The organism is Microbacterium sp. JZ70 (genome assembly GCF_053903225.1).
Window position 1 is genome coordinate 1,653,063 of the sequence record NZ_CP096405.1, and the last position, 13,891, is coordinate 1,666,953.

Consider the following 13,891-nt stretch of genomic DNA (forward strand, 5'->3'; position numbering starts at 1 on the left):
GCTCACATCGACGTGAAGACCCACGAGGAAGACGCACATGGTTCAGGACGCAACCCCCACCCGCACCGAGACCGACTCCCTGGGGTCCATGGAGATCCCCCGCGAGGCGTACTGGGGCATCCACACCGCGCGGGCGATGGAGAACTTCGACATCACGAAGCGCCCGATCTCGGTCTACCCCGAGCTCGTCGTCGCGCTGGCCATGGTGAAGCAGGCGGCTGCCCGCGCGAACGCCGAGATCGGCGTGCTCGACGCGCACCGGGCCGACCTCATCGATCGCGCCGCGCAGCTGGTGATCGACGGGCAGTTCCACGACGAGTTCCGCGTCGGCGTCATCCAGGGCGGCGCGGGGACCTCGACGAACATGAACGCGAACGAGGTCATCACCAACATCGCCCTCGAGCTCGCGGGACGCGAGCGCGGCGACTACGCGTACCTCTCGCCGATCGACCACACCAACCGCAGCCAGTCGACGAACGACGTGTACCCGACGTCGATCAAGATCGGGCTCTCGCTGTCGCTGCGCTCCCTCCTCGAGGAGCTCGACCTCCTGCGGCGGTCGTTCCTCGGCAAGGCCGTCGAGTTCCACGATGTGCTCAAGGTCGGACGCACGCAGCTGCAGGACGCCGTCCCCATGACGCTCGGGCAGGAGTTCCACGGCTTCGCGACGACGCTCGAGGCCGACTACCAGCGGCTCAACGAGAACGCCGTGCTCCTGCACGAGATCAACATGGGCGCGACGGCGATCGGCACCGGCATCACGACGCACCCCGGGTACGCGAAGGCCGTCGAGCGGCATCTCCGCGACATCACGGGGCTCGACCTCGAGACGGCGAGCGACCTCGTCGAGTCCACGAGCGACACCGGCTCGTTCATGTCGTTCTCCGCGTCGCTCAAGCGCAACGCGATCAAGCTGTCGAAGATCTGCAACGACCTGCGCCTGCTCTCCTCGGGTCCGCAGGCCGGGTTCGGCGAGATCAACCTTCCGGCGCGCCAGGCGGGATCCAGCATCATGCCCGGCAAGGTGAACCCCGTGATCCCCGAGGTCGTGAACCAGGTCGCGTTCGCGGTCGCGGGAGCGGATGTCACGGTCACGATGGCGGTCGAGGCCGGTCAGCTGCAGCTCAACGCGTTCGAGCCGGTGATCGCGCACTCGATCTTCCAGTCGATCATCTGGATGCGCCAGGCGATGCGCACGCTGCGCGTCAACTGCGTCGACGGGATCACGGCGAACCGCGCCCGACTGGGTGCGATGGTGGGCTCGAGCGTGGGCGTCATCACGGCGCTCACGCCGTTCATCGGCTACTCGGCCGCTGCGGCCCTCGCGAAGACCGCGCTGCTGACGAACCGCAACGTCGCCGACCTCGTCGTCGAGGCCGGTCTCATGGACCGCGATGAGGTCGAGAAGCAGCTCAGCCCGTCGCGCCTGTCCGGCCTCGAGCCGGTGACGTCGGTCATGCCCGTGATCGCGCCGGAGGACGTGCCGACCCAGGCGTAGCGCGCCGCATGCGAAAGGCCCCCGCTCCGGAACCGGAGCGGGGGCCTTCGCATCAAGCGATCAGTCCGTCATGCGGCAGTGCGTCGTGAGCTCGCCGATGCCGTCGATCCCCACGGTCACGGTCGAGCGGTCGCGCAGGAGCACCTGCGGCGTCCGCGAGAACCCCGAGCCGCCGGGGCTGCCGGTCGAGATGAGCGTGCCCGGCAGGAGCGTGATCCCCTGCGACAGGTGCGAGATGAGCTTCGCGACCGTGCGCACCATCTGCCCGGTCGAGGCGTCCTGCATCATGTGCCCGTCCACGCGCGTCCAGATGTGCAGGTCCTGCGGGTCGGCGATCTCGTCGGCCGTGACGATGTACGGCCCGACGGGCGTGAAGCCGTCGAGCGACTTGCAGCGGCACCACTGCGCCTCGGAGTACTGGATGTTCCGCGCCGAGATGTCGTTGACGACCGTGTACCCGAACACGTAGTCGAGGGCGTCCTCCTCGGAGACGTCCTTCGCCGGGCGGCCGATCACGACGCCGAGCTCGGCCTCGTAGTCCACGGCCTCGCTCATGCGACGCGACCACGTGGTGGTCTGCCCGTGGCCCTGGAGCGAGTTGGGCCAGAACGTGAACACCGTCGGGGTGTCGTCGGTCTTGAGGTTGAGCTCGCCCGAGTGCGCGGCGTAGTTGAGCCCGACGGCGAGCATGGTCGGCGGGGTGAGCAGGGCCGGTGCGAAGTGGAGCTCCGACACCGGGGTCCGCTGCCCCGCGCCCGCCGCGGCCCTGACCCGCTCCAGGAGCTCCGGTCCGCCCGCGATGAGCTGCTCGATCGTGTCGGGCCCGCCCTCGACGAGCTCGGCGACCGCGACGGCGCCGTCGTCGTCGACGAGCGCGAGGGAAGGGGCGACGCCCCCGGGGAAGGTCACGTGGGCGAAGCGCATGGAATCCAGGCTATCCGCCGCCCGTGCACGATCCTGGGACGGATCTGCACAAAAGCGGAGCCATAGGCTGTGTGACATGACCTACGGCACCGGGCTCACGCCGCCGTCGCAGCAGCCGTTCTCGACGCCCTTCGATCAGCCGGAGCGCGCGCCGGGCGCGGCCATCCCGGTCGGCGGCCACACGCAGCCGCACCTTCCTCGCCTCCCCGTGCCCACGCGCCGAGGGCGCGGTGCGTGGATCTGGCTGTGGGCCGTCCTCGCGGTCCTGCTGTTCGGCCTCGCGTCGTACTTCACGAGCGCGCTCGGGACGGCCGCGTCGATCGTGGGCCTCGTGCTCGCCCTCGTGCCGTTCGCGCTCGTCGTGTCGGCGATGCTGTGGGTCGACCGCTGGGAGCCCGAGCCGCGGAGCCTCGTCGTGTTCGCGCTCGCGTGGGGAGCGATCGCGTCCGTGGGCTTCGCTCTGCTCTTCGACCTGGGGGTGCAGATGACGCTCCCGCGATCGCCCGCGCTCGACCTCCTCGGCACGGTCGTGCAGGCGCCGATCGTCGAGGAGCTCGCGAAGGGGGCGGGGCTGCTCCTCATCCTCGTCATGGGGCGCCGCGCGTTCGACGGCCCTGTGGACGGCGTGGTGTACGGCGCGCTCGTGGGGGCGGGGTTCGCATTCACCGAGAACATCCAGTACTTCGCGGTGTCGGTGATCGAGGGCGGCGCCGCGTCGCTCACCTGGACGTTCGTGCTGCGCGGGCTCCTCTCGCCCTTCGCGCACGCGATGTTCACCGCGGTCACCGGCTACGCGCTCGGGCGCGCGGTGCGCCGCGGTGCGTCGTTCGGGGCCGCGCTCGGCCCGTGGCTCGGCGGACTGCTCGGCGCGATGGCCCTGCACGCGCTCTGGAACGGCTCGGCCACGTTCACCGACCTCGAGGGCTTCCTCCACCTCTACGTCGTCCTGCAGGTGCCGCTGTTTGTCATCTTCACGCTCGTGCTGGTGCGACTCCGACGCGAGGAGGAGCGCCTCACGAAGCGGCGGCTGGGCGAGTACGCGGCGGCCGGATGGTTCACGCCGCAGGAGGTCGAGATGCTCGCGACCCCGGCTGGCCGGCGCGCGGGGATGGCGTGGGCGCGGACCCTGCGCGGCGACCGATCCGATCTCATGCGCGCGTTCATCCGGGACGCGACCGCGCTCGCCGCGACCCGCCAGCGTGCGGTGTCGGGGCGCGACCCGCACGCGGCGTCGGATGAGCGGGCGCTCCTCGCGCGGGCCGCGCACGCCCGCAGGGAGCTGCTGTCGTACTGATCGGGACTCGGCTCTTGACATGGCCGGAGCGCCCGGAGCATCCTTGAGTCAGATCCACTCAGCGCTCGGAAGTCTCGCAGGCATCGCCGCGGCCCGGGCGCTGAGTTCTGTTCCGGGTCCTCACAGCAGCCCCCGCCGCCCTGCCTCCTCAAGCGCCGACGTGCGGTCGGTCGCCCCGAGCCGCCGGTACGCGGCCTGGAGATGCGTCTTGACGGTGTTCGGGCTGAGGCCCAGGGCGGAGGCCGCCTGGGCGACCTGCTCGTGGTCGACGAGAGCGCGGACGACCGCCAGCTGCTGGGGCGAGAGCCGCTCGTATCGGTAGGAGGGCGACGGCGTGAGGACGTCGCGTGCGGCGACGAGCTCTGCTGCGGGCGGCAGCCCTGCCGCCGCTCCCAGAGCGCCGAGGTCGGTCGCGGGCACGACCGAGAGCGATGCCCGCAGCCCGTGCTCCTCGCTCAGCTCGCACGCGAGGCGGAACGACGTGACAGCCGACGCGTGGTTCCCGAGGCGCAGCAGGGCCGCCGCGCGGACGACGAGAGCCTCCGTGCGGGCGCGCGGGGCGACGCTCGACGTCTCGCGGGACGCCTCGCGCACGGCCGCGTCGAGCTCGCCGAGGCCGAGGAGCGCGACGGCCCGCCGGGTGCGCAGCACCCCCGTCGCCGGGCGGGGGAGCGCGGGGCAGGCGTCCAGTGCGAGGATCGCCGCTTCATGGAGGCCCTGGTACGACAGCAGCGTCGCGCGGCCGATCGCGACGAACGCGGCGTTGAGGCCGCTCGCCGTCCGTGGCGCGGGGCTGTTCTCGACCTCGACCTCGAGCCGGCTCAGCATGTCGACCGGGTCGGCGGAACGCGCCCTCGCCCCGAGGATGCTGCGCAGCGACGCCGCGATGATCCCCAGCTCCTCGAACGACTCCTCATGGCCATCCAGCAGCGCGATCGCGCGCTCGACGTCGAGCGCGTCGCTCGCGCGGTAGGCCTTCGCGAGCGCGAGTCCTCCGCGGATGCGCTGCACGTCCGGGTGCCGGCGCCGCAGCGCGTCCGCGCGGGCGATGCACCGGTCGGCATGCGCCCCCTCCCCGGCGGCCGCGTTGATCCACGCGAGCTCGCCCAGCGCCTCCATCTCGGCGCGGAGCGAGCCGGTGCGCTCCGCGAGGGACGCGGCCCCGAGGAGAACGTCGATCGCGGCGGGCAGCTCGCCCGCCGCCGCGAAGGTCGCTCCCCACTGGGTCATGAGCGTCGGCAGGAACGGCTCGAGCTCGGCGCGGTCCGCATCGTCGAGACGCTGCAGCGCGTCGCGCGCATCCTCCGCGGCCGCGGCGGCCTCCGCGAACATCCCGCGCGTGCGCAGCGCTGCCGCACGGCCGGTGAGCAGCCCGACGCGGTCGCCCGCCTCGAGATGATCGAGCGCGCGCGGGTCCGCCTCGGGGAACACGGGCGGCTTCGAGGGCGACGTGAGCAGATGGTGGACGTACTGCCGCAGGCCGATCCAGCGCGGACGACGGTGCAGCTCCGCCTCCGGGAGCGCATCCGCGACCGTCCGGATGATCGCCGGCTCGAACGCGAGCAGCGCGCCGAACCCGCGCTCGACGAGCAGCATGGCATCGCGCCACCGCTCGTCGGCGAGTGCCTCGAACACGGCCGAGCGGAGCCCGTCCCTCTCGTCATCCTCTTCCATCGTCCCTCCCCAGGGTGTCGGTCAGAGCAGGCCGTGCTCCTGCGCCGCGAGCAGCATCTGCCGGCGATCCGAGACGCCGAGCTTCGCGTAGATCCGCCGCGCGAGCGTCTTGACCGTGTTCGGGCTCACCCCGAGCACGGCGGCCGCCTGCGCGATGCTCCGGTCGCCGGCGAGGAGGCGGAGCACCGCGAGCTCCTGCTCGGTCGCGCGCACGCCGCTCAGCGGGGGCACGCTCGGACGCCGGACGGGCGCGCGCTCGAGGACGCTCATGCTCGGGCTCCCCGATGGCGCGAACGGCGCGAGCGCGGCGAAGTCGCCCGCCGGCAGGTTGGCGAGCGCGAGCGGCAGGCGATGCGTGTCGGCGAGCGTGACGGCGCGCCGGAAGGCGGCCGCCGTCTCGCCGTCGCGGCGGCGCAGGTGCACGGCCGCGATCACCGCGGCAGCCTCGACGACCCCGCGCGGCCGACCCAGCTCATGCAGCGACGCGTGCGCGTCGCGGAGCGCGCGATCGAGGTCTCCCTGCACGAGATGCGCGGATGCGCGCAGGGCGCGGATGGAGGGCAGGACGGGCACGGCCACCTCCTCGAGCAGCCGTCGGGCCTGCTCGCCGTGACCCGTGTGCAGAAGCGCGCACGCTCTCGCCGCGTCGAGGCGGCCCCGCCGGTCGTCGATGAGGTGCGCGAGCGATGCGGACTCGAGACGGGCCACATGCGCGAACGGATCCGCTGCCGGGTCCTTCGCGTCGACGAACGCCTGGAGCGTCGAGATCTCCACCGCGCGCTCGCCGCGGTCGTCCCACGCCGCCTCGAGCAGGCGGTGCGCGGCGGGGAGGTCGTTCGCGTCGTATGCCGCGATCGCGTGCGCGAGCAGGAGCGCGACGGGCGCGTGCGGCTGCATCTCGCCCGCCGGGAGGAGCAGGCGCGCCGCCGCCATCCAGTCGTCGCGCGCATCCGACCGGCCCTCCATCGCGTGCTGCCACGCGAGCTCGGAAGCCGCGGCCAGCGCGATGCGCGGCGCACCGGTGGATCGAGCGGTCGAGTAGGCGCGGACGAGATGGTCGACCGCTGCGCCGCCGTCGCCGCCAAGGGCCTCGGTGAGCCCCCACGTGAGGAGGAGCTGCGGCAGGTCGTCCGCGAGTGCCCCCCTGCGGTGCGCAGAGGCGGACTCGTACGCGTCGCGGGCCGCGCGGACCAGGCGCAGGGCCTCGGCGTGGTCCTCGGCGGTCCGGGCGCCGCGCGCGGCCGACGTGAGCCGCAGCACCTCGTCGACGCGCTCGCCACCGGGGCCGACGCGCGGGGGAGCGCTCTTCGTCGGGATGGTCAGGAGGTAGGCCCGTGCACGAGGCCACCGCGGGTCGGCTTCGAGCCGCTCGACCGGCACGGTCTCGACGACCGCGCGGATCGCCGACACGTCCTCGGCGATGAGCCGCGTCCAGTTCTCCTCGACCAGGCGCAGCGCTGTATCCCAGGACCTGGTGCCGAGAGCTCGATAGATGCGCGCTGAAACGCTCGGTGCTCGCGGAGCCTCCCCGGGTACGGAAGCATCCGAACTACCCCTCACGAGCCACATTGTGCTCCTCTCGCGCCCTCCGCGGGGGTCGTGTTCTCGACGACGCTTCTGCGGACGGGTGACGAGCCGGGTGAACCCGCGGAATTCCGCGCTCCCCGTCGCCTCGTGCGGGCCGGGTGACGGGCCGGGTGAATTGCGACGGTGACAGCTCTCGGCAACCTCCCAGGTCGCGAAGTTGTCCTCAGCGGTCTCGCGACCGCTGCACCCGCGCAGCCGTGACTCGGCGGCTCTTTCCCGTGCGTGGGCGCAGGTACGGGGCAGAAGTGCCCGGACAGGAGTGAACCATGTCCAGGATCCGGATGGTCGGACGCCCGGCTTCGAGGGGCACCGTGCGCCGCCGCGTGAGGGCGCTCCTCGCGGGCGCGACCGCTGTGGTGCTCGCGTCGTTCGGCGCCTTCGTCGCCGTCCCCGCGCAGGCCGCGACCGTGGGCATCGTGAACACCTCGTTCGCGATCGACGGGGACAAGGCGGGGCCGACGGACTGGGGAGCCTTCTACGGCCCCGGCCTCACGCCGGATGGGCGCCCGACGACGGGCATCCTGGACAGCTACGACCTCGCCGAGGCCTGCGAGGGCGACGGCACGAGCGCGAGCGACCCGACGGTCAGCGGCACGAACAGCCAGAACATCAACGACGACCCCTGGGCGATGAGCCCCGGCCCGTTCCCGAACAAGAAGAGCGACCTGTGCAAGGCCGGCGCCGCGTACGAGATCGTCGACATCGACGGGCAGCAGCACGTCATCCTGTACCAGTACTGGTCGCGCGCGCCCGAGGGCACGGGCGACCTGTCGATCAACTACTCCTTCCAGGGGGGACCGGCCGGGCGCGACGGAGACGTGCTCGTGCAGTTCAACGTGAACCCCAATGGATCCACCGACGCGCTCGGGATGGCGTGGGACGGCGACTCCTGGGCGCCGACCGGCTCGATCGTGTTCCAGGCCGCCCTCGGCCCGAACCCCGACTTCGGCGGAGCCATCGGCGACACGTTCGGCGAGTTCGCCATCGACCTCACGGCGGCCGGCATCCTCCCGGCCGACGGGTGCGTCACGTTCACCACCGGCGACATCGTCACCAAGACCGGCAACGCGGGGACGCAGGGCCAGCTCCAGGACTTCATGGTCGCGAGCGACCCCCTCACGATCGGCACGTGCGGCGACCTCATCGTCGAGAAGGTCGTCGACGGCGCGGTGCCCGACGGGCTCCTGTTCGACTACGTGATCGACCAGGCCGACGGCATGCCGTCGCACGGGGCGGGGGGAGCCACGGGCCCGGTCGCCGATCAGGACGGCTCGACCGCGTCGGTGACGGCAGAGATCGCGGCGAACACCTCGCACACCTGGAGCGGACTCATCGCGCAGCCCGACTACCGCGTCGGGGAGCTCGTCGATGGGCTTCCCGCCGGCGTCACCGGCCTGTCCGTCGTCTGCACCTACCAGGATCCCTTCCAGGTCGGCTCGCCCACCGTGGAGACCACGGTGTGGCAGGGCGGGGCGTACACGGGGCAGGACTTCGTGCTGTCGTCGGCGACGCTCGGGCTCATGACCCCGCGATGCGTCATCACGAACGAGGTGACCTCGCTGACCCTCGACAAGGTGGTCGTCAACGACGACGGCGGCACCGCGGGGGCCGCCGACTTCCCGCTCACGGCGGTGAACGGCGACACCGTGATCACCGGCGCCGACACGGTCGACGGCGAGGGCAGCGACTTCACGTCGCTCGTCACCCCCGGCGCCTACACCCTGTCGGAGGAGGAGCTGCCCGGCTACACCGCGAGCGCCTGGTCGTGCGCGGGGGCGGCCCTCGTCGGCGACGTCGTGACGATCGCGCCGGGCGAATCGGCTGTCTGCACGATCGTCAACGACGACCAGCCCGCGCATCTCACGCTCGTGAAGGACGTCGTGAACGACGACGGGGGCACCGCGCTCGAGACCGACTTCACGCTCACCGCGGACGGCCCCGCGTCGATCTCGGGCACGGAGGGCTCGCCCGAGGTGACGGACGCCGAGGTGCCGGCTGGCGCGTACGCGATCGGCGAGCAGCCTCTCGCCGGCTACGAGCTCACGGGGGTGTCCTGCTGGACCGACGACACGCGCCAGACGGAGATCGCGCTCGAGCAGGGTCAGCTCACGCTGGCCAACGGCGGCACGGCGCTCTGCGAGCTGACGAACGACGACCTGCCGGGCACGCTCCAGCTCGTGAAGAGCGTCGACAACGGCGACGGCGGCACGGCGGAGCCGACGGACTGGACGCTCTCGGCCGACGGGCCCACCCCGATCTCGGGCCCGGGAGGCACGGATGTCGAGGAGGTCTCGGCGGGCGAGTACACGCTCTCGGAGACCGGCGGCCCCGCGGGGTACACGCCCGGCGCATGGACCTGCTCGGGCGCGGAGGCGAACGGCGACACGGTCTTCGTCCCGAACGGCGGCGACGTCGTCTGCACGATCGTGAACGACGACGTGGCCCCGCGGCTCACGCTGCGGAAGCAGGTCGTCAACGACGACGGCGGCACGGCCGCGGCGACGGAGTGGACGCTCACGGCGTCTGGCCCGGTCGAGATCTCCGGCGCCACGGAGTCGGGAGCGGTCACGGATGTCGCGGTGCCGGCGGGCTCCTACGATCTGTCCGAGGCCGGCCCCGGCGGATACGCGGCGAGCGACTGGACCTGCACGGGCGGCGGATCGCTGCAGGGGTCGACGGTCACGCTCGACCTGGCCGAGAACGTCACGTGCACAATCGTGAACGACGACATCGCGCCGACGCTGACCCTCGTGAAGGACGTCGTGAACGACGACGGCGGCACGGCGCTCGCCACGGACTGGACGCTGAGCGCCGAGGGCCCGACCCCGATCTCGGGATCGGGCGGCGTCGGGCCGGAGACCGTCTCGGCCGGCGACTACACGCTCGCCGAGGTCGGACCCTCCGGATACGCGGCCGGCGCCTGGAGCTGCACGGAGGGCGTCCTCGAGGGCGACCAGCTCACGCTGCCGCTCGACGTCGACGCCGTCTGCACGATCGTGAACGACGACGCCCCCGCGCAGCTGACGCTCGTGAAGAGCGTGGTGAACGACGACGGCGGGACGGCGGTGGACACGGACTTCACGCTCACGGCGGATGGCCCCACTCCGATCTCGGGGACCGAGGGGTCGCCTGAGGTCACGGACGCCGAGGTGTCTGCCGGCTCGTACGCGATCGGCGAGGAGGCGCTCGCGGGCTACGAGCTGACCGGGGTGTCCTGCTGGACCGACGAGACGCGGGAGACGCCGATCGATCTCGAGGAGGGGCAGCTGGTTCTCGCGAACGGGGCGACGGCTCTGTGCGAGGTGACGAACGACGATCTGCCCGCGCACCTCACGCTCGTGAAGAGCGTGGTGAACGACGACGGCGGGACGGCGGTGGACACGGACTTCACGCTCACGGCGGATGGCCCCACTCCGATCTCGGGGACCGAGGGGTCGCCTGAGGTCACGGACGCCGAGGTGTCTGCCGGCTCGTACGCGATCGGCGAGGAGGCGCTCGCGGGCTACGAGCTGACCGGGGTGTCCTGCTGGACCGACGAGACGCGGGAGACGCCGATCGATCTCGAGGAGGGGCAGCTGGTTCTCGCGAACGGGGCGACGGCTCTGTGCGAGGTGACGAACGACGATCTGCCCGCGCACCTCACGCTCGTGAAGAGCGTGGTGAACGACGACGGCGGGACGGCGGTGGACACGGACTTCACGCTCACGGCGGATGGCCCCACTCCGATCTCGGGGACCGAGGGGTCGCCTGAGGTCACGGACGCCGAGGTGTCTGCCGGCTCGTACGCGATCGGCGAGGAGGCGCTCGCGGGCTACGAGCTGACCGGGGTGTCCTGCTGGACCGACGAGACGCGGGAGACCGAGGTCGACCTCGCACAGGGCCAGGTGACCGTCGCGAACGGCGGCAGCGCCTACTGCGAGCTGACGAACGACGACATCGCGCCGCTGCTCACCCTCATCAAGGAGGTCGTGAACGACGACGGCGGCACGGCCGTCGACATCGACTGGACCCTCATGGCCGACGGGCCGACGCCCATCTCGGGCGTGACCGACGACCCGGCCGTCACCGAGGCGCCCGTCTCGGCGGGAGAGTACGCGCTGTCGGAGTCGGGCCCGGGCGGCTACGCAGCCGGCGCGTGGAGCTGCGACGGCGGATCCCTGACGGGTGCGGACCTCGTCCTCCACGTGGGCGACGTCGCGGTCTGCACGATCGTGAACGACGACCAGCCCGGCGAGCTCACGCTCATCAAGGACGTCCGCAACGATGACGGCGGGACGCTCGACCGCGCCGAGTGGACGCTGACCGCCGAGGGGCCGGTCACCATCTCGGGTGTGACGGGAGATCCTGCCGTCACCGACGCCGTGGTCCCCGGCGGCGGCTACGTCCTCAGCGAGGACGGGCCGGACGGCTACGAGGCGGGCGTCTGGGTCTGCGACGGGGGTGCGGTCACGCCCGACGGCGTGGTCACCGTCCCGAACGGCGGGGATGTCACGTGCACCATCGTCAACGACGACATCGCACCGCATCTGACGCTCGTCAAGGAGGTCGTGAACGACGACGGCGGCACCGCGCTGCCGACGGACTGGACCCTCAGCGCCGATGGCCCCGCCGACATCTCAGGGGCGACCGGCGACCCGTCGGTCACGACGGCGACGGTTCTCGCCGGCGAGTACTCCCTCGCCGAGACCGGACCCGGCGGCTACCTCGCAGGGGAGTGGAGCTGCGAGGGCGGAGCGCTCGACGGCTCGACGCTGACGCTCGACGTCGGCGAGGATGCGGTCTGCACGATCGTGAACGACGACATCGCGCCGCGCCTCACCCTCGTGAAGGAGGTCGTGAACGACGACGGCGGCGACCTCGGCGTCGCGGACTTCCCGCTGATGGCCGAGGGGCCGGACGCTCTCTCGGGAGTCTCGGGCGACGATGCCGTGACCGACGCGCCCGTCACCGCCGGCGTGTACGAGCTGTCGGAGCAGACGCAGCCCGGCTACACGGCCTCGGCATGGTCGTGCGAGGGCGGAGCCCTCGACGGATCGGCGCTCGCCCTCGGCGTCGGCGACGTCGCGGTGTGCACGATCGTGAACGACGACGATCCCGTCGACCTCGCCCTCACGAAGGACGACGGGGGAGCCACCGGGGCCAACGGCGACAGCTTCGACTACACGATCACGGTGGTGAACGAGGGTGCGCGCGATGCCGACCTGGACGAGCCGGTGACGGTCGTGGACGAGCTGCCCGAGGGCATGCGCTTCGTGTCCGGCCCTGCCGAGTGCTCGGCCGACGGCCGCGTCGTCACCTGCGAGATCGATCCCGCCCTGCTCGGCGCGGGCGAGTCGGTGCAGCTCGTGCTCACGGTCGCGTTCGAGGCCGACGCACCTGCCGGCGAGTACGAGAACCTCGCGTGGGTGACGACCGAGGACGACCCGGCTCCTGAGGAGCCGGAGTGCCCCAGCCCGTCGAACAACGTCGACTGCGAGCCGACGCCGCTGCAGCACCCCACCCTCACCCTCGTCAAGGTCGTCCACAACGACGACGGCGGCGACGCCGAGGTGTCGGACTTCGTCCTCCGGGCCGAGGGGCCCGTGGCGATCGAGGGCACGACCGGCGAGGAGGCCGTGACGAGGGCGGATGTCCCCGCGGGCGCCTACTCCCTGTCGGAGAGCGGGCCCGGCGGCTACGAGGCGGGCATGTGGACGTGCGTGGGCGGCGCGCTCGAGGACGACGTCGTGACCATCGTCGGGATCGTCGACGTCGTGTGCACGATCGTCAACGCCGATCACCCCGTCGACCTCCTCCTGACGAAGGACGACGGCGGCGTCACGGCGGAGGCCGGGCAGGAGTTCGACTACACCATCACGGTGGCGAACATCGGCTCGCGCGACGCCGACGCCGACGAGCCGGTCACGGTGACCGATCGCCTCCCCGATGGGATGGTCTTCGTCTCCGGGCCCGACGGATGCTCCGCCGACGGCCAGACCGTGACCTGCGCGGTCGACCCCGCCCTGCTCGGGGCAGGGGAGAGCGTCGAGCTCGTGCTCACGGTGCGGTTCGCGGATGACGCACCCGCAGGCGAGTACGAGAACATCGCCTGGGTCACGACCGAGGACGATCCCGCGCCCGAGCAGCCGGTCTGCCCGGAGCCCGTCGGCGCCGTGGCCGCGATGCCCGGCAACAACGTCGACTGCGAGCCGACGCCGCTCGTGGCGGGCGCGCTCGAGGCCGAGAAGTCGGTCTGGGAGCAGGACGGCGGCGACTGGGTCGAGTCGGACGGCCGGGTCGACTTCGGCGACACCGTGCAGTACCGCATCACGCTGACGGCATCGGGCGATGCCCCGAGCCGCGACGTGGTCGTCGTCGACGCGCTGCAGGACGGGCTCGAGAGCGCCGCGGAGGCGACGTGCTCGGTCCCCTGCGACGCGGCATACGATGCGGAGTCCGCCACGCACCGCGTCGAGTTCGCGGCGATCGACCCCGGTGCCGTCGTCACGGTGACGTTCGAGGCCGCCATCCCGTCGGCGCCCCCGCTGGCGCCGGGCGAGCGGGTCGAGACGTCCTTCGACAACGTCGCGACCTTCGCCACGCGCAACCAGCCGGAGGCGCCGACCAACGAGGTCACCGTGACCGCCCGCGACGAGGAGGCGCCGGCCGCCCCGCCGAAGCCCGAGAAGCCGAAGCCCGAGCCGAAGCCCAAGCCCCGCCCGCTCGCCCCGACCGGCGGGGAGCTCGGATGGGCCGGTCTGGCCGTCGGCGGCGGCCTCCTCCTCGCCGGCTGGGCTCTCGTGTCCCGCGCCCGCAGGGAGAGCGTGCGCTGACACGGGCCGCGGGCCGATGCAGCCGAGTCCCCCTCCGCGCTGCATCGGCCCTTCGCGGCGTCCCCGGGGCGATGATCGCGCACGCCGGGAGCGGATCTCGGC

6 protein-coding genes are annotated in these 13,891 nt (G+C 72.3%); 3 read left to right on the forward strand and 3 right to left on the reverse strand.

Translation table 11 applies throughout. The features are described from left to right. Positions 1-37: 37 nt before the first annotated feature. On the forward strand, positions 38-1,498 hold the full coding sequence (locus M1D46_RS07500) for an aspartate ammonia-lyase (RefSeq protein ID WP_271174209.1): 1,461 nt from the start codon (positions 38-40) through the stop codon (positions 1,496-1,498). A 60-nt stretch (positions 1,499-1,558) separates the two neighbouring features. Here M1D46_RS07500 and M1D46_RS07505 read toward each other — a convergent pair whose 3' ends face one another. Continuing rightward, on the reverse strand, positions 1,559-2,422 hold the full coding sequence (locus M1D46_RS07505; RefSeq protein WP_456287050.1) for a fumarylacetoacetate hydrolase family protein: 864 nt from the start codon (positions 2,420-2,422) through the stop codon (positions 1,559-1,561). A 76-nt stretch (positions 2,423-2,498) separates the two neighbouring features. On the opposite strand from M1D46_RS07505, the gene M1D46_RS07510 reads away from it, so the two are divergent. Next, entirely contained in the window at positions 2,499-3,716 is a 1,218-nt protein-coding gene (locus M1D46_RS07510) for a PrsW family intramembrane metalloprotease (RefSeq protein WP_456287051.1), read from the forward strand. A 120-nt stretch (positions 3,717-3,836) separates the two neighbouring features. Here M1D46_RS07510 and M1D46_RS07515 read toward each other — a convergent pair whose 3' ends face one another. Both M1D46_RS07515 and M1D46_RS07520 read right to left on the reverse strand, forming a co-directional pair. Then, positions 3,837-5,390, reverse strand: a complete 1,554-nt coding sequence (locus M1D46_RS07515; RefSeq protein WP_456287052.1) for a LuxR C-terminal-related transcriptional regulator — start codon at positions 5,388-5,390, stop codon at positions 3,837-3,839. A gap of 21 nt (positions 5,391-5,411) precedes the next feature. Then, a complete protein-coding gene (locus M1D46_RS07520; protein WP_456287053.1) occupies positions 5,412-6,800 on the reverse strand; it encodes a response regulator transcription factor in 1,389 nt (462 codons plus the stop codon). A 443-nt stretch (positions 6,801-7,243) separates the two neighbouring features. On the opposite strand from M1D46_RS07520, the gene M1D46_RS07525 reads away from it, so the two are divergent. Next, entirely contained in the window at positions 7,244-13,789 is a 6,546-nt protein-coding gene (locus M1D46_RS07525) for a hypothetical protein (RefSeq protein ID WP_456287054.1), read from the forward strand. Positions 13,790-13,891: the final 102 nt, after the last annotated feature.

Excerpts from the sequence above, each read along its gene's own strand:
- M1D46_RS07500 (WP_271174209.1), top strand. The coding sequence starts at position 38 with ATGGTTCAGGACGCAACCCCCACCCGCACCGAGACCGACTCCCTGGGG.
- M1D46_RS07525 (WP_456287054.1), top strand. The coding sequence starts at position 7,244 with ATGTCCAGGATCCGGATGGTCGGACGCCCGGCTTCGAGGGGCACCGTG.
- M1D46_RS07510 (WP_456287051.1), top strand. The coding sequence starts at position 2,499 with ATGACCTACGGCACCGGGCTCACGCCGCCGTCGCAGCAGCCGTTCTCG.
- M1D46_RS07505 (WP_456287050.1), bottom strand. The coding sequence starts at position 2,422 with ATGCGCTTCGCCCACGTGACCTTCCCCGGGGGCGTCGCCCCTTCCCTC.
- M1D46_RS07515 (WP_456287052.1), bottom strand. The coding sequence starts at position 5,390 with ATGGAAGAGGATGACGAGAGGGACGGGCTCCGCTCGGCCGTGTTCGAG.